Source organism: Microvirga calopogonii (assembly GCF_003347665.1).
In the GTDB taxonomy this organism is placed as follows: domain Bacteria; phylum Pseudomonadota; class Alphaproteobacteria; order Rhizobiales; family Beijerinckiaceae; genus Microvirga; species Microvirga calopogonii.
In genome coordinates, this window is the sequence record NZ_QDGA01000012.1 from 83,491 (window position 1) to 100,199 (window position 16,709).

Sequence of the window (16,709 nt, forward strand, 5' to 3'; positions counted from 1 at the left end):
CCATCCCAGGGGCGGGAATAAGGCCAAGCACGGCGTGTCTCTGAATCGTGGTCATCGTCGACCTCAGGAGGACACCCATGAAGCTGTTTCTGCGTCCGGCCGTCCTGGCCGGAGCCCTCGTCGCCGCATCCGTCGCGCTCGCCCAGGGCGCAGCCCCTGCGAAGGTGGCGGATACGAGCAAGGGCAAGGCCCTCGTCGATGCCAAAGGCATGACCCTCTATACCTTCGACCGCGACACGGCCGGCAAATCCGCCTGCAACGGCCAGTGCGCCCAGAACTGGCCGCCCCTCATGGCAGCCGGCGGTGCCGCCGCATCGGGCGACTGGAGCGTGGTGACCCGCGACGACGGCTCCAAGCAATGGGCCTATAAGGGCAAGCCGCTTTATCTCTGGGTCAAGGACACCAAGCCGGGCGAGGTCACGGGCGACGGCGTCAACAATGTCTGGCATATCGCGGCGCCGTAACGGTTGCCGGACATGCCAATTCATCGTTCAATGATGCCGCCAACAGAGACTTGACCTTGGACGAGATCGCTTCCCTTCTCGAGCCGCAGATCCCAGGCCTGCGCCGCTACGCCTGGGCCCTGCTGCGCGACGGCGAGGCGGCAGACGATCTCGTTCAGGACACGCTGGAGCGCGCGATCAGCCGCTGGCACCAGCGGCGCGACGGCGATTTGCGGGCTTGGCTCTTCGCGATCCAGCGCAACCTGTTCATCAACAGCCTGCGCCGACGCAAGGCGCAGGGCACGCGCGTGGCGGAGGATGTCCTGAACGATGTCCAGGCGCCCGGCACGAGCCCGGAAGGCCATGCCGGGTTGCACGACGTCCTGAGAGGGCTCGATGCCCTGCCGGAGGAGCAGCGTTCCATTCTGCTGCTGGTCGGCGTCGAGGACCTGTCCTACGAGCAGGCCGCGCAGGCGTTGGACATCCCGCTCGGCACGGTGATGTCCCGCCTGAGCCGCGCGCGGGCGCACCTGAGGGAATTCATGGAGAACGGGCGCAGCGCCACCTTGAGGAGAGTGAAGTGACGGGCGAGCGACCCATCGGAGAAGACGATCTGCAGGCTTTCGTCGACGGCAGGCTTTCGGCTTCGCAGCGCGAGGCGGTGAAGGCCTATCTCGCCGATCACCCGGCAACGGCCGAGCAGGTCGAGCGCGAGACCGCGCTCCGGGAAGCCCTGCGCGCGCGCCTCGCCTTCAAGGCTCAGGAGCCCATCCCGTCACGCCTGCGAGTCGCCAATCTCGTGGCTGCGCGGCGCCGCTCCTCGACGTTGCGTCCCGCGGCTTTCGCAGCCGTCCTGGCGTGGCTCGCGATCGGCGGAGCCATGGGAGCCTGGGGCGGTGTCTGGTGGGCGTCCCGCGCGCTGAAGCAGGCGGAGTCCGTGAGCGTCGCCGACAACGCCATCGCGGCGCACCGCATCTATGTCAGCGAGCGGCTGCACCCCGTGGAAGTTCCCGCCGAGCAGGAGGCGCATCTCGTGCAATGGCTATCGCGCCGCGTGGGCAAGCCGCTGACGGCGCCGAACCTGAATGCCCAGGGCTACCATCTCATCGGTGGGCGACTGCTGCCCGACGGCGGCGAGGCGGCGGCGCTCTTCATGTATGAAAATGCGGGTGGAAACCGCCTCACGCTCTATGCCCGTGCAGGTGGGGACGAGACGGAGACATCCTTCCGCTTCGAGGAGCGGGACGGTATCTCCGCATGCTCCTGGATCGACAAGGGGCTGTCCTATGTGGTGACGGCAAAGGTGAGCCGTGCCCAGCTTCTGCCGGTTGCCGAGGCGATCTACAAGCAGCTCGAGGCTACAAGCGAGCCCGAGAAGGGTCACTTGTAGCACTCATCGTGTCGTCAGCCGAAAACGGCCGGATCAGGTCCGACGCGGCCGGAAGCATCGTCGAGACCTTCGATCACGCGCATGTCCTCCGCATCGAGCTTGAAGTCGAACACGTCGATGTTCTCGCGCATGCGCGACGGCGTGACGGATTTCGGAATGACCACGAGACCGTTGTCGAGATGCCAACGAAGAATGACCTGTGCGGGTGTCTTGCCGTATTTGCGGCCGATCGCGGCAAGGGTCTCGTCGGCGACGAGCGTGCCCTGTCCGAGCGGGCTCCAGGATTCCGTGACGATTCCGTTCTTGGAGTGGAAGGCGCGCAGTTCGTTCTGCTGGAAGCGCGGATGCAGTTCGATCTGATTGACGGACGGCGTCACACCGGTCTCATCGATCAGCCGCCGCAGATGCGGCACCATGAAGTTCGACACGCCGATGGATTTCGCGCGGCCATCCTGCTTCAACTTGATCAACGCGCGCCACGTGTCGAGATAAGCGTCGCTGCCAGCCACGGGCCAGTGGATGAGATAGAGATCGACATGATCGAGTCCGAGGCGCGCCAGGCTCTCGTCGAAGGCCTGCAACGTGCTGTCGTAGCCGTGGCGGTCGTTCCAGACCTTCGTGGTGATGAAGAGTTCGTCGCGCGAGACGGGCGCTGCCTTGATGGCCTGCCCCACACCTTCCTCGTTGCCGTAGATCGCAGCCGTATCGATGGAGCGGTAGCCTGCCTTGATGGCCTCGCCGACAGCGCTCGCGGCTTCCTCGTTGGAGACCCGCCAGACGCCGTAGCCGAATTGCGGCATGGCGTTTCCATCGTTCAGGCGGACAGTGGGTATAATCGACATAGACTGCTCCATTGATCGTGCGGCAGGAGAATAGGGCTGGCGCATCGTGCGGAAAAGTGGACCCGGTTTTCCGCATCAACGATGCGCTTTTCAAGAGCGGAGCATCGGATTGGATCCCAAAAGTGCAAATCCACTTTTGGGTCCGATGCTTCACGTGGGAATAAGCAAATAGTGATCGTCTCGGGCCTGCGCCATGCCGGAACCGGCATAGCCACCCCGCGTTGCAAGCTTGGCACATCTTCTCTCGATGCAGGAGCTCGCATTGTCCGTTCCAGAAGCGCGGAAGGGCACGCCCGATCCGACCCTCGACCAGGCCGAGTTCCGCAAACGGTTTCTCGAGCAGTTTCAGGACCCTGCCTACGAGCCTCTGGAGAACGAGCTTCAGCGGATTGCCGATGCGGCCTGGGATGCTTACAGCCATCACAGGAAAAGCCCCAAGACCCGAAAGGCAGGCCCGGGCTTCGCAGATCCCGACTACGATCTCGCGGTCGATTGGATCGCCGCGAAGGAAGCCATCGAGCAGGCGCAGAAGCGGCATGAGGATCCGGGCGGCCCGGCCCGTTTCCTGCTGATCTCGGCCTCGTCGCGCAGCGAGCACACCTGTCCCGGCGAGATGTCCAAGAGCTACCGTCTCGTGGAGATCGCCCATCAGGTTCTCGCCAGCGCCGGAAATACCGAGGTCGAAGTGCTGGAACTGAGCCGTCTCACCGCCGAGTACGGCCGCCATATCCATCCCTGCAAGGCCTGCTTCTCGACGGCGGCCGCTTTGTGCCATTGGCCCTGTTCCTGTTATCCCAATTACTCGCTCGGGCAGACCCAGGACTGGATGAACGACATCTACCCGAAATGGGTGGAAGCCCACGGCGTCATGATCGTCACTCCGGTCAACTGGTACCAGGTCTCGTCTCCCTTGAAGCTGATGATGGACCGGCTCGTCTGCGCCGATGGCGGCAATCCGGATCCCACATCGACACAGGGCAAGAAAACGGATCTTGCGAAGAGGCTCGAGCTGAAGGGCTGGGATTATCCCAAGCACCTGGAAGGCCGGCTCTTCTCCGTCGTCGTCCACGGCGACGCGGAGGGCGCGGGCGGCGTTCGCCGCAGCCTGTCCGACTGGCTACGCGCCATGGATCTCGAGTCCGCGGGCGGAGCCGCGGAATTCGAGCGCTATATCGGCTATTGGAAGCCCTATGCCACCAGCCACGAGGAACTCGACCGGGATCGGGCCGTGCAGGATGAGGTCCGCAACGCCGCATGGACGCTCCTGGAAGCCGTCAAGGCGAAGCGGGAGGGAAAGCTCGTCTCCGCCGGCAAGGCGCTCAAAGAGCCGCGTCAGAAGTGAAACGGCCGGGCATGGCGCCCGGCCTCCATGAGAGAAGTTCGTTCGGGTCGATCTTATTTGGGAGCCGACTTGACTTCGGCATCCCACTTCTTCAGCAGGCGCGTCCGCTCCGCCACGGAACCGTATTTGGCCGTGTCGTAGTTGATCAGCTTCATCTCCGATAGCTTCGGCGCATCCGGCGAAACCGGCGCGTTCTTGTTGGACGCGATGGAATAGATCTTCAGGTCCGAGCCGACGAGCTTCTGTGCCTCCGCCGAGAGCGCCCAGTCCACGAATTTCTGCGCCGTCTCCGTATTCTTGCCGCCCTTCACGACGGAGATGGATCCAGTCTCGTAGCCTGTGCCTTCGCAGGGAGCGAGGGTTTTGACCGGGGCGCCCTCGGCTATCATCGTCACCATGTCGTGCATGAACGCGATGGCGATCCCGGTTTCGCCCAGCGCCACGGCCTTGACCGGAGCGGCCCCGGACTTGGTGTATTGATTGACGTTCTTGTGCAGGGTTTTCATGTAGTCGAAGGCCTTGTCCTCGCCCATTAGCTGAACGAGCGAGGCCAGGAAGACATAGGCCGTGCCGGACGAGTTCGGATCGGAGACCTGCACCTCGTCGCGGTATTTCGGATCGAGCAGATCCGCCCAGCATTTCGGCTCCGGCAGGCCGCGGCTTTCGAGCACCTTCGTGTTGTAGCCGATCCCGAGGGCGCCGAGATAAGTTCCCGTCGCGCGGTACCCGGCCTGCTCCGCGAAGCGCTGGGCCCAGTCATGCAGCTCCGGCAGCTTGGGCGACTTGTATTCGACGGTCAGACCTTCCTCGGCCGCTTGGATATGGGAATCGCCTGGGCCGCCCCACCATATATCGGCGCGCGGGTTCGAGGCTTCGGCCCTGATCTGCGCCAGGGTTTCGCCGGTGCTCTTGCGCACCATCGTGGCCTTCGCGCCCGTCGCCTTCTCGAAGGCCGCGACACCGACGCGGCACTGCTCTTCGAGAATGGAGCAATAGATGGTGATCGGCGCCTGAGCCTGAGCGGCATAAGGTGCCGCGCAGAGAGTTGTCGTAAGGGCGAGGCCCAGCAGTGACAGTCGCATGAGATTTCCTCCCGGATGCCGGGCTGCATCGGCCCGGCTGACATTGTGATTCAAGGAACCACGCGATGAGGAAACTTAGCCGGCTTTTTGTCAAGGCGGCTTTGGTCGAGGGCGCGCCCGCTGGGTCTACGCCGAACAACAAAAGGCCGGGCACGAGGCCCGGCCTTCGGATGCTTTAGAGGTGTGCCGCTTACCAGCTGGTCAGCACGGAGCCCTTGAACTTCTCTTCGATGAACTTCTTCACTTCGGGCGAGTGATAGGACTCGAGGAGAGCCTTCACCCAAGGCTTGTTCTTGTCCTCGCTGCGAACGGCGATGAGATTCACGTAGGGACCCTTCGGATTCTCGCGGGCGATGGGATCCTTCACCGGATCGAGCCCACCGGCCGTCGCGTAGTTGGTGTTGATGATGCCGGCGTCGACATCATCGAGTACACGCGGCCCCTGTGCGGCTTCGATCTCGACGAATTTGATCTTCTTCGGGTTGTCGGTAACGTCGATCGGCGTGGGCTTGAAGCCGACATTGTCCTTCAGCTTGATCAGGCCCTTGTCCTGCAGAAGGATGAGGGCGCGGCCGCCATTGGTGGGGTCGTTCGGGATCGAGATCGTCGCGCCGTTCGGCAGCGCCTCGAGGCTCTTGTGCTTTTTCGAATAGATTCCGATCGGGAAGTTCACCGTCAGGCCGACGCTTTCGATCTTGAAGCCGCGATCGGCCACCTGATTGTCGAGGTAGGGCTGGTTCTGGAACGAGTTCGCCTCGAGGTCCCCTGCGGCCAGAGCCGCGTTTGGCACCACGTAGTCGGAGAACTCGACGATCTTGATGTCGAGCCCCTTCTGCGCCGCGATGGGCTTCACGGCTTCGAGAATCTGCGCATGAGGGCCGGGCGTGGCGCCGATGCGGATCGTCTGTGTCTGCTGCGCAAGAGCGGGCAGGGCGGCGAGCGAGAAGAGGGCGGCAAGGCCCAGTTTCTTGAGGGACATCGAATACTCCTTGAACGATGTTCTTAGTAAAGATCAGGCGTGGCGGATGCGCTTGTTGAGGTGGCGGGCGAGGCGGTCGCCGATGCTCTGCACCGCTTGGACGAGGACGATGAGCACCACCACGACGGCAAGCATCATCTCGGGCATGAAACGCTGATAGCCGTAGCGGATGCCGAGGTCGCCGAGGCCGCCGCCGCCGACCGCGCCCACCATGGCCGAGAAGCCCAGGAGCGACACGACCGCGAGGGTAAGCCCGAGCACGATGCCGGGGAGGGCTTCCGGGATCAGCACCTTGCGCACGATCTGGATCGGCGTTGCCCCGAAGGCGCGCGCGGCTTCGATCAGCCCCTGGTCCACTTCGCGGATCGCACCTTCGATGAGGCGCGCGATGAAGGGCGTGGCCGCGATCGTCAGCGGCACGATGGCGGCATTGGTGCCGATAGAGGTGCCGGCGATCAGGCGCGTGAAGGGAATGATCGCGACGACCAGGATGATGAAGGGCGTCGAGCGCGTGGCGTTGACGACGACGCCGAGCACGCGGTTCACCCAAGGGGCCGAGAACAATTCGCCCTTGCCGGATGTGGCGAGGAACACGCCGAGCGGCAGTCCGAACAGGGTGGCGATCAGGGCCGCGACCGCGACCATGTAGAGGGTTTCACCGGTGGAATTGGTGATGAGGCGGATCATCTCAGGCGACATGGCCGAGGACCTCCGTGTCGAGTCCGTGCTTGTTCAGGAAATCGAGTGTTGTGGCGAGGGACTGCTCCGGCACGCCGACCACCAGGGTGCCGAAGGGGCGGCCTGCGATCTCGTCCACCGAGCCCGACAGGATGTTGGTCTCGATGTTGAGATCTCGCGCGAGCCGCGCGAGAACCGGGTCCGTCGCGTGCGGGCCGCGGAAGCCGATGCGGACGACCGCCTGGCTGCCGGGCGTCGCCTCGGCCTTGAGCCTGCTCTGCACATAGGGCGGCAGCGCGCGGCCGGATTCGTCCGCCAGGAAGGAGCGGGTGACCTCGTGCTGCGGCCGGGTGAAGACCTCGAACACGTCGCCCTGCTCGACGATGCGCCCGCCTTCGATCACCGCGACCTCGCGGGCGATGTTGCGGATGACCGCCATCTCGTGGGTGATGAGCAGGATCGTCAGGCCGAGCTCTTCGTTGATGCGGCCGAGCAGGTCGAGGATCGACCGGGTGGTCTCCGGGTCGAGGGCCGAGGTCGCCTCGTCCGACAGGAGAACCTTGGGCTTGGTGGCGAGCGCGCGGGCGATGCCAACGCGCTGCTTCTGGCCGCCGGAGAGCTCCGAAGGGTACCGGTTGCGCTTGTCCGAGAGGCCGACCAGGGCCAGAAGCTCCTCGACGCGGGTCTTGATCTCGGCCCTGTCGTAACCTGCGACCTCGAGCGGCAGGGCGATGTTCTGGGCGGCCGTCCGCGAGGAGAGCAGGTTGAAGTGCTGGAAGATCATGCCGATGGAGCGGCGGGCATGGCGAAGGGCGGCCTCGGGAAGGGCCGCGATGTCCGCGCCATCGACGATCACCTTGCCGGAGGTCGGCTTTTCCAGCCCGTTCACGAGGCGGATCAGGGTCGACTTGCCGGCGCCTGAGCGGCCGATCACGCCAAGGATGGAACCCTGCGGCACTGCAAGATTGATCTCCTGCAGGGCCGTCACGGGCTGGCCGTCACGGCCGGGGAAAGTTTTCGACACCTTCTCCAGGCGCACGATGGGCTCCGCCGGAATCAGGCGCTGGGCGGTCTGTTCGCCGAGATATCCAAGAGGGGCGTTCATGATGTCGCCTTTTCAGTGACGTCAGGGATGTCGATATGACACATGAAACATCCCGTTCTCTAAGTCAACCTTTTCGTTCGTTAAACAGGACACGCTGCTTTTTCCGAACGAGACAGGCCATTTAACGGCCTGTTGCTCATCTCACAAGGCTGCTATCGCTTGCAGGAGGCGGAAGTTCCTCCTTTCTTTCGCCACAAGCACCATTGATCCGGCTACTCCGGATTTCTATGGCGCCGGGAACGGGATCCCGGCAGGAGATGTGTATGATCAAGGCGAGCATTGCGCTGGCGATCCTGGGCTTGGGCGTTCTGGCGGCTTCTCTGTCCGGGGCGGTCGCCGTTCCGTTCTACCTGCCCCTCTCGACCCTGGCCTTGGCCGGGATCGTGTACATCGGACGGGACATCCCGAAATTCCTTCGTATCTTCCTCGCGATGGTGTCGGTGACGCACATCGTGCTCGTCCTGCTCGTCCTCGGGGCCACCGCAGGCCTGATCACGGGCGACTATACGGGGTACGTCCCGCCGCCCTCCGCCGCGCTCGGCGCGACCGGCTTCGGGGCGATCGTTTACGGCCTGTCCTATGTGCCGGTCGTTCGCACCATCTGCCGGATCACCGATCTCTATCTCGAGTCCCAGGCCGCCAGCGTCATCCGCATTCCCTTCCTCGGTCTCGTGCGTGCCCGCGAAGGCACCATCGGCACCTGGATGATCGCGATCCTCATCGCGATCAACTTGGCCCAAGTGGCCCTCAATGTCCGCCTCAGCTTCTTCTCGCGCGACATGTTCAATGCGTTGCAGGACAAGGATGCGGCTGCCTTCTGGTATCAGCTCTTCGTCATCTTCACGCCCCTGGCAGCCGTGTTCGTGGCCATGGCGCTGACCGAGGTGCTGCTGCAGAACGTGCTCACCATCCGCTGGCGCGCTTTCCTCAACACCTATTACGTGCGCGAGTGGCTCGGCGATGGAACGCATTACCGGATGCAGATCATGGGCCGGGGCGCGGACAACCCGGACCAGCGCATCTCCGAAGACCTGCGCAAGTTCGTCGAGAGCACCTATTCCCTGTCCGTCGGCCTCATGAACCAGGCCGCGACCCTCGTATCCTTCGTGGCCATTCTCTGGACGATCTCGGCGGGCTTCACCTTCCCGGGGACGAGCTGGGAGATCCCGGGCCTGCTGGTGTGGGTCTGCGCGGGCTATGCCATTCTCGGCACCTGGGTGACGCACCTCATCGGCCGGCCGCTGATCGCCCTCAATTTCGAACAGGAGCGCCTGGAGGCGAACTACCGCTTCTCCCTGGCGCGCCTGCGCGAATACACGGAGCAGGTGGCGCTCCTCTCCGGCGAGCGGGCCGAGCGGGAGGGCCTGGGACGGCGTTTCGGGCAGATCGTCGACAACTACATGCAGATCGTGTTCCGCCTCATCAAGCTCAACACCTTCACCTCGGCCTATTTCCAGGCCAACGTGGTGGTGCCCTATATCCTGACGGCACCCTATTACTTCATCGGCAAGATCTCGCTGGGCCAGATGCAGCAGGTGGTCGGCGCGTTCTCGCGGGTCGAGTCGGCTCTGACCTACTTCATCACGATCTATACGACGCTCGCGGACTACAAGGCCGTGCTCGACCGTCTCACCACGTTCGAGGGCGCGATTGCGTCCGCCCAGCGGGTCGGCGGCGAAAGCAAGCTCGTCGTGAACGAAGCGTCCGGCCGGGAGCTGCGCTTGAAGGATCTCGATGTACGCCTGCCCGATGGCAGTGCCCTGATGCACACGGATGCCCTGACCTTCCGCCCGGGCGAACGCACGCTCATGACCGGACCGTCTGGATCTGGCAAGTCCACCCTGTTCCGCGCCATCGCCGGGATCTGGCCCTTCGGCAAAGGGCAGGTGCTGGTGCCCGAGGGACAGACCATGATGCTCCTGCCGCAGCGGCCCTACATCCCAATCGGGACGCTGCGCGAGGCCGTCACCTATCCCGGCAGGGCCGAATCCTATGAGGACGGTCAGATCGCCGAAGCCTTGCGCGGGGCCAGGCTGCCGCAGATCGCCGAGCGCCTCGACGAGGATCGCAACTGGGCGCAGACCCTGTCGCTCGGCGAGCAGCAACGCCTCGCGGTCGCCCGCGCGCTTCTCGCCAAGCCCGACTGGCTGTTCCTGGACGAGGCGACAGCCGCTCTCGACGAGCCCACGGAAGGGGAGATCTACCGGATCATCCGCGAGAAGCTGCCGAACACGACTGTCGTGTCCATCGGCCACCGCTCCACGCTCTCCGCCTATCACGACCGGCGCGTCGACATGAAGAAGACCGAAAGCGGCCTCTCGACCCCGGTGGATCTGCGGCAGGCGGAGCCTGCGGAGTAGGACGTGCCTTCAGCACCTCCCATGACATCACCGGCCTTGTGCCGGTGATCCCGATTGGTTGAGCCGCCGCGGTTTTCCGTATCGGGATGGCCGGGACAAGCCCGGCCATGACGGGGTGAGCGCCGTCCCCGGCAGCTGTAAGGCCGGGCATGACAGCAAGCACCAACGAAAAAGGCCGGCGTGATGCCGGCCTTTTCATGTGAACCAAAGCCAATGCCTCAGAGCGAGCGCTCCAGGATCAGCTGGCCACCGTTCTGGGTCTGGATGATCAGGTTGCGGCCCTTGATATCCCATTTGCCCGAGGAGCGGAGGGCCACCAGGAAGGCCTGCTCGATGGCCATCGTGGACTTGTCGCAGCTCTTCTTCGTCAAGGCGAAGGGACCGACGGCCAAGCCCTGCTCGCGCAGGGGATAGGCCGCGGTGGCATAGGTGTTGCAGCCGCTGAAGCCGGTGGCCCGGAGTTGGTCGTCGAGCCTGAAGCTCGGACGCTCGCCGGTGAAAGGCTTGCCGTTCAGGCTGACGGCCACCCAGGAGGAGTTCAGCGGGAAGATCTTGCCGGTTTCGCCCGGCTGCGGGACCTTGTTATCCACCTGACGGGTCGGGCCGGCCGGTCGGCCGAGGGTGGCGGCCGATTGGGCATGAGCTCCCGAGACGGCGGCGAAAGCCACCAGACATGTCGCAAGTCGAAGCGCGTTCATCGGAACCTCTACTACAGAAAAGCGCAGGGACCATAAGAGGCCTTGAGCATTGAGGCAACTCTCTCACGTGAAGATGCACACCAAGCCTGAAGTCCTGGTGAAGGCGAGCTCACGATCATGCTACCCGATCCGCCGCAGGAGCCGTTCGGTGAGCGCATTGGTGGGGCGGAACAGATAGTCGAAAGCCCGTACCGTAACGTCCTGCGCGCCGATGCCCTGCAGGGCGGCCACGATCTCGAACACCTTGGCGGCCCGGCAATGCAGTACGACCTCGCGTCCCAGGGCATTACCGTAGGGGAGGGTTGCGCCGTGCTCCTTCGCCAGCGCCACGAGCGCCGACGCCCGCGCCGGGTCGAGCGCAGCACGGACCTCGCGGCTGGTGCGGGCTTCCTCCTCGGCGGCGATGCGGGTCAGCACGGCGGTGGCGGCAGCCCGGGCCCGGTCCGTCCAAGGAGCGCGGGCGGAGGCCACGAGGTTGGCCTCCGAGCGCAGCATCACGCCGTCGTCGAGGATCTTCAGGGCATTGGCCGAAAGCGTCGCGCCCGTCGTGGTGATGTCGACGATCAGTTCCGCCGAGCCCGCGCCCGGCGCGCCCTCGGTGGCGCCCAGGCTCTCGACGATCCGGTAATCCGCCACACCCTTCTCGGCGAAGAACCGGCGGGTGAGGTTCACGTATTTGGTTGCAACCCGCATCTTGGTCCCGTGACGGGCACGCAGGTCGGCCGCGACCTCGTCGAGATCGGCCATTGTCCGCACGTCGATCCAGGCTTGCGGCACGGCGACGACCACATTGGCATGCCCGAAGCCCAGCGGCGTCAGAAGCTCGACCGCCTCGTCCGCATCGGCGATCTGCTCGCGGATCAGGTCCTCCCCGGTGATGCCGAGATGGGCCGTGCCGCTGGCGAGCTGGCTCACGATCTCGGAGGCCGACAGGAAGGCGACCTCCACGTCTGGCACGCCGGCAAGCGTGCCGCGATAGTCGCGTGCGCCACGGGACTGGGTGAAGACGAGGCCGGCCCGGGCGAAGAACGCGGCCGCGTTCTCCTGCAGGCGCCCCTTGGAGGGAACAGCCAGAATGAGGGGGGAATCGGTCATCAGGGCCTCCCCACGATGCGGTCGAGCCAGAAGGAGCAGCCGACGGCCGGGATCGGCGCATCGGCGCCGAGATGCTCGAGCAGGTGGTCGTAGCGTCCGCCGCCCACGACCGGCTTGCCATCGTGGCGGCGCGGGTCCTGCACCTCGAAGATGAAGCCCGTGTAGTAGTCGAGATTGCGGGCGAAGGTGGCCGCGAAGGAGAAAGCGCCCACATCGAGCCCCCGCGCGGCCATGAAGCCGGTGCGTGCCTCGAAGAGGCTCAGCGCCCCGTTGAGATCGAGCCCCGCGTCCTTGGCGAGGGTCCTCACCGCGTGGGCCGCCTGGTCAGGATCGCCCGCGATGGTGAGGTAGCGCTCCAGCACCTGCCGGGCCTCGTCGGGCAGGCCGGTCCGGTTCGCGGCGCGGGCCAGGAAACGCTCGGCGATCTCGCCCGCGCTGCGCCCGCCGACCCGGGCGATGCCCGCGATGGACAGGATGTCCTCCACGAAGGCCTTTGCCGCATGGGGTGCCTGCCCCTCGATGGCGGCGAGAAGGCCTGCATGTTCCTGGGCGCCGGGCCCGTCAGGCTCGGCAAGGCTCGCCAGTCCCTGGCCCGACACGATCGCCCGGATCACCCGCCTTTTGGCAGCCGGCGCGATGCCCAAGGCATCGATCAGGGCATGGAGCAGGCCCATGTCGCCCAGCTTGACGATGGGGGCAGGGCCGCCGAATTGCTTGAGGCCGTCCAGGGCAAGGGCGAGGATCTCCGCATCGACCGCCGAGACGTCCTTCCGGCCGATGGATTCCAGGCCCGCCTGCAGGAATTCGCCGCTCTCGCCCGGGCGCATGCGGAAGACCGGCCCACCGTAGGAATAGCCGGAGGGCTGGGCGCCGTGCCGCTGGAGATGATGCAGACAGACCGGGATCGTATATTCGGGCCGCAGGCACAGTTCGGCGCCCGAGGCATCCTGGGTCACGAACATGCGTCGCCGGATGTCCTCGCCCGAAAGGTCGATGAACACGTCCGCCGGCTGCAGCACCGGCGGCTCGATCCGCGCATAGCCCTCGCGCTCGAAGAGCGCGATCAGCGCAACAATGGCATCCGTCTCCGTCACTGGCCTGGCCCAATCCTCATGTCGGCATGCTCTCTACCAATGCCGGGCCCGGATGGCGATTGTTTTCGACCGGAAGGGTGAATAGGTGAGATCCGCATGGTGCTCAGAAGCGCGTGATGACGCTGATCCCCAGGCCTTCGAACCGGTCCATGGCCATGAGCGCGGCGGGGGCTTCGTCGAGGCCGATATGCTGGCCCACGAGCTTCTGCGGCGCCAGCTTGCCGGTGCGGATCATGGCCATCATGTCCTGGTAGCGGAAGGCCTGCATGCCGTGGCTGCCATAGACCTCCAGCTCGTGGGCGATGATCTGCGCCATCGGCACCTGCGCGCGGGCATGCTCGCCCACCATCAGGCCGACCTGCACGTGACGACCGCGGCGGCGCAGGTTCGCGATGGAATTGAAGCAGGTCGCCGGATGGCCCAGGGCGTCGATGGACACATGCGCGCCACCCTCGGTGACCTCCTTGACCGCGCCGACCACATCGGAGGCCTCGCGCGCATTGACGGTCGCCACCGCGCCCATCGTCCTCGCGAAGGCGAGCTTCTCGTCGGTGAGATCGATGGCGATCACGTTCGCTCCCATGGCGCTGGCGATCATGATGGCCGAGAGGCCCACGCCGCCGCATCCATGCACGGCCACCCATTCCCCGGGCTTCACGCGGCCCTGGTCGACGATGGCGCGGAACGACGTGACGAAGCGGCAGCCGAGGCTCGCGGCGGTGGCGAAGTCGAGCTCGTCGGGCAGGGCCACGAGATTGGTGTCGGCGTAATCGACCGCCACATATTCCGCGAAGGATCCCCAGGCCGTGAAGCCCGGCTGGAACTGCTGCTCGCAGACCTGGTGATTGCCCGAATGGCATTCGTGGCAATGGCCGCAGCCGCCGACGAACGGCACGGTCACCCGGTCGCCCGTCTTCCAGCGCGTCACCTGCTTGCCCGTCGCGAGAACGGTGCCCGCCAGCTCATGCCCCGGCACATGCGGCAGCACCACGTCGGGATCGTGACCCATCCAGCCGTGCCAGTCGCTCCGGCACAGGCCCGTCGCCTCCACCTTGATCACGACGCCCTCCGCCGAGGGTGTCGGATCCGGCACGTTCTGCACGCGCGGCGGCTGGCCGAACTGCTCGAAGAGAACCGCTTTCATGATGGCCTTTCCTTCGCGACGTATGGGAAAGGGGCGGTATAGCGGCTGGATCGGAGCAGGGCAAATGCGGCCACGGCCGATATGCGCCGCTCAGATCACGAAGAAGTCGCTGTGGCTGAGCTTGAGGTTCTTGCTCAGCGTGGCGAACTTCACCTGCGGTTTGAAACCCGTGCCGTCCGGGTCGTAGTAAAGCGCCCCGGTACCCTTGTCGTAGACGATCCGGTCGTTCCCGTCCTTGGCGGCCTTGCCCTTCACGAACATGTCCGACTTGAGCTTGATGCCTGTGGCCGAGCCTTTGCCGAGTTTGGTGAAGATCTTGTTCTCGAGATGAATCGAGTCGTCTCTCGGATCGAAATCGTAGATCCGATCGACGTTCTTCGTCCGGCTGAGAGATTTATCGAACACGAAGACATCCTTACCGGCGCCTCCATAGAGCCTGTCGTTCCCGGCCCCACCGGAGAGCGTGTCGTTGCCGCCCAGGCCCCTGAGGGTGTTCGTGCCGCCATGGCCGATGATGGCATTGTCCGTATCCGAGCCGGTGAGATTGGCGCTCGCTTTCGATGATACGCCCTCGAGCCTGAGAATCTCGATCTCGGCATCCGCTCTCAGCGCGTAGCTGCCGCTCGCGACCGCCGTATCGTGGCCTTCGTAAGCTGCCTCGCCGACAACGTCCCCGTTGCCGACGAAATAGGTGTCGTTGCCGCGGCCGCCCTTGAGAAGTGCGGATCCGCTGCCGGTGAAGACATCGTCGAAAGACGAACCCAGAAGGCCTTCGATCCCGATGAAGGTATCGCCCGCGCCGCCGGAGAGGTTTGCGGCCACACCCGATGAGGCCGATGCAAACGAGGCGAAATCGAAACCTTCGCCGCCATCGAGAACATCCGTGCCGATGCTGCCGTCCAGCGTATCGTCGCCGAGACCGCCGTGCAGGATGTCGTTACCCGCGCCGCCATCGAGCCGGTTCGCGCCGGCATTGCCGGTGATCACGTTCGCCAGTTCATTGCCGGTCAGGGCGATGGAAGCTGTCCCGGTGGCCGTGAGATGCTCCACATGGGAGCTCAGGGCATGGCTGACGCTCGTCAGAACCGTGTCGATGCCCTCGTCGGCTTTCTCCACCACCTGGCCGCCGGAATGGTCGATCACGTAAGTGTCGTTGCCGCCGCCACCTTCGAGCCTGTCCACGCCAGCACCGGCATCGAAGGTGTCGTCAAAGGCGGTGCCGATGTAATGATCGTTGGCGGCGGTACCTGTCAGAACGACTGCGTGGTCGCGCGGGTCAATGATTTGAATGCCCTGCGAGTGCCAGACGAGAATGCGCCCGTCGGCCATGAGCTGAAGTTCACGCAAATAGATGGACGCAGTCGTCGCCTCCTGGCTGACACGGACATCGTCGGCCATTCGTGTGCCGTGCCTGTCGAAGATGGCGAGATGGATTTCCAGCCCTGGCGTCCCTCCGATCGCTCCTGTCGCTCTCTCGTAGGCCACGGCGAAGCCGCCGTTCGGGAGTGCGAGTACATCGGAATGACCGGCCGAGAGAAGATCCGGAAATGCGAGGGACGAGACGGGCTTTGCAGCGGAGACGGGGCTGCCTTCGGCGTTGTAGACCTGGAGGAAGGTGTTGAAGTCGGGCGTTCCGGCTGCGCCTTGCTCCATCCACGTCACGACGAAGCCGCCGCCTTCAAGGCCGGTGACCTTGATCCCATCCTTGATGGGCGATGTGCTCGCCGAGATGGAGAAGGGAGTCGACAGGGTCGGCACGCCGGTGCCGGATGGCGTGAGCACATAGCCTCTGAGGGAAGACGTGTTTTCACGCACAACGACAACGGCATTGCCATTGTCCAGGGCTGTTACATCGGTGAGAACACCTCCCGGTTCATGACCGCCAGCCAAACCAAGGTCCAGCGCTGCAAGCCGTGTACCATCCGGGCTGAACACGCGCAGATAGGCGTGGCCGTTGGCTTCGTCGCGGACGGTGATGGCCAGGGCTCCATCACCGAGTGCTGCGACGGATTCCGCATAATCCCTGGTGCCGGAGACTGGATCGAAAACCGGTTTGGGCACTCCGATCGATGCGAGATCGGCACTATAGATGCAAAGCCAGGGAGCCACGTAGGTGTTACCGGACGTGGGCGTGTTCACCGTCCACGTGATCGCGATTCGTCCATCGGGCAATTCCACTGCCATCGGATCGATCGCCGGGATCTCCAGCTTCCCGCCGATGCCTGGCAGGCCGTGATCCGGAACGTCCAGGATCTGCTCAGCCTTCAGGGAGCCGTCCGCGTTGTAGATCCAGGCCTTGAGCTTGTAATCGGGGGAAGTCCCCGTCTTTCCGAGGAACAGGAAAGTGCCGTTGCTCAGCGCCGTCATATGCGGGAACTGGATCCCTGACGGAAGCGAGAACGGAGCCCCCCAGAAAGACGGCGCGGCCATGGTAATCATCCATTACGTCGAAAGGAA

The 16,709-nt window shown here is 64.6% G+C and carries 15 protein-coding genes; 5 read left to right on the forward strand and 10 right to left on the reverse strand.

The window, feature by feature from the left end:
* The first annotated feature begins 77 nt into the window (after positions 1-77).
* Genes DDF70_RS12525 through DDF70_RS12535 form a run of 3 tightly spaced genes read left to right on the forward strand, consistent with a single transcriptional unit; the run spans position 78 to position 1,833 of the window.
* Positions 78-464, forward strand: coding sequence for a COG4315 family predicted lipoprotein (locus DDF70_RS12525; protein WP_114945194.1), 387 nt, complete (start codon positions 78-80; stop codon positions 462-464).
* Positions 465-520: 56 nt separating this feature from the next.
* Positions 521-1,027, forward strand: a complete 507-nt coding sequence (locus tag DDF70_RS12530) for a sigma-70 family RNA polymerase sigma factor (protein ID WP_114945241.1) — start codon at positions 521-523, stop codon at positions 1,025-1,027.
* Complete coding sequence (locus DDF70_RS12535) at positions 1,024-1,833, forward strand: anti-sigma factor family protein (RefSeq protein ID WP_114945195.1); 810 nt, start codon at positions 1,024-1,026, stop codon at positions 1,831-1,833. The genes DDF70_RS12530 and DDF70_RS12535 overlap by 4 nt, the downstream gene beginning before the upstream one ends.
* 14 nt (positions 1,834-1,847) lie before the next feature.
* On the opposite strand, the gene DDF70_RS12540 is transcribed toward DDF70_RS12535, so the two are convergent.
* On the reverse strand, positions 1,848-2,675 hold the full coding sequence (locus tag DDF70_RS12540) for an aldo/keto reductase (RefSeq protein WP_114945196.1): 828 nt from the start codon (positions 2,673-2,675) through the stop codon (positions 1,848-1,850).
* 247 nt (positions 2,676-2,922) lie between these two features.
* Here DDF70_RS12540 and DDF70_RS12545 point away from each other — a divergent pair, with 247 nt between their 5' ends.
* Positions 2,923-4,017, forward strand: coding sequence for a flavodoxin family protein (locus DDF70_RS12545; RefSeq protein WP_114945197.1), 1,095 nt, complete (start codon positions 2,923-2,925; stop codon positions 4,015-4,017).
* Positions 4,018-4,070: 53 nt separating this feature from the next.
* Here DDF70_RS12545 and DDF70_RS12550 read toward each other — a convergent pair whose 3' ends face one another.
* The 4 genes from DDF70_RS12550 to DDF70_RS12565 all read right to left on the reverse strand — a co-directional run bounded on the left by DDF70_RS12550 (position 4,071) and on the right by DDF70_RS12565 (position 7,861).
* Positions 4,071-5,099: an ABC transporter substrate-binding protein gene (locus DDF70_RS12550; protein WP_114945198.1), complete on the reverse strand. Its 1,029-nt coding sequence runs from the start codon at positions 5,097-5,099 to the stop codon at positions 4,071-4,073.
* Between the two features lie 190 nt (positions 5,100-5,289).
* Entirely contained in the window at positions 5,290-6,078 is a 789-nt protein-coding gene (locus DDF70_RS12555; RefSeq protein ID WP_114945199.1) for a MetQ/NlpA family ABC transporter substrate-binding protein, read from the reverse strand.
* 33 nt (positions 6,079-6,111) lie between these two features.
* Entirely contained in the window at positions 6,112-6,777 is a 666-nt protein-coding gene (locus DDF70_RS12560; protein WP_114945200.1) for a methionine ABC transporter permease, read from the reverse strand.
* Positions 6,767-7,861: a methionine ABC transporter ATP-binding protein gene (locus DDF70_RS12565; RefSeq protein ID WP_114945201.1), complete on the reverse strand. Its 1,095-nt coding sequence runs from the start codon at positions 7,859-7,861 to the stop codon at positions 6,767-6,769. The genes DDF70_RS12560 and DDF70_RS12565 overlap by 11 nt, the downstream gene beginning before the upstream one ends.
* Positions 7,862-8,124: 263 nt before the next feature.
* Between DDF70_RS12565 and DDF70_RS12570 the strand changes: the two genes are divergently transcribed.
* The gene (locus DDF70_RS12570) at positions 8,125-10,221 is read left to right on the forward strand and encodes an ABC transporter ATP-binding protein/permease (protein WP_114945202.1); all 2,097 of its coding nucleotides are present in this window, start codon (positions 8,125-8,127) and stop codon (positions 10,219-10,221) included.
* A gap of 218 nt (positions 10,222-10,439) precedes the next feature.
* On the opposite strand, the gene DDF70_RS12575 is transcribed toward DDF70_RS12570, so the two are convergent.
* The 5 genes from DDF70_RS12575 to DDF70_RS12595 all read right to left on the reverse strand — a co-directional run bounded on the left by DDF70_RS12575 (position 10,440) and on the right by DDF70_RS12595 (position 16,682).
* On the reverse strand, positions 10,440-10,919 hold the full coding sequence (locus tag DDF70_RS12575) for an META domain-containing protein (protein WP_114945203.1): 480 nt from the start codon (positions 10,917-10,919) through the stop codon (positions 10,440-10,442).
* A gap of 120 nt (positions 10,920-11,039) precedes the next feature.
* Positions 11,040-12,014, reverse strand: a complete 975-nt coding sequence (gene hisG / locus DDF70_RS12580) for an ATP phosphoribosyltransferase (protein ID WP_114945204.1) — start codon at positions 12,012-12,014, stop codon at positions 11,040-11,042.
* Positions 12,014-13,108, reverse strand: coding sequence for an ATP phosphoribosyltransferase regulatory subunit (locus tag DDF70_RS12585; protein ID WP_114945205.1), 1,095 nt, complete (start codon positions 13,106-13,108; stop codon positions 12,014-12,016). Before DDF70_RS12585 ends, hisG begins: the two co-directional genes overlap by 1 nt.
* A 103-nt stretch (positions 13,109-13,211) precedes the next feature.
* A complete protein-coding gene (locus tag DDF70_RS12590; protein ID WP_114945206.1) occupies positions 13,212-14,252 on the reverse strand; it encodes a zinc-dependent alcohol dehydrogenase family protein in 1,041 nt (346 codons plus the stop codon).
* Positions 14,253-14,342: 90 nt separating this feature from the next.
* The gene (locus DDF70_RS12595) at positions 14,343-16,682 is read right to left on the reverse strand and encodes a calcium-binding protein (RefSeq protein WP_162820367.1); all 2,340 of its coding nucleotides are present in this window, start codon (positions 16,680-16,682) and stop codon (positions 14,343-14,345) included.
* Positions 16,683-16,709 lie beyond the last annotated feature (27 nt).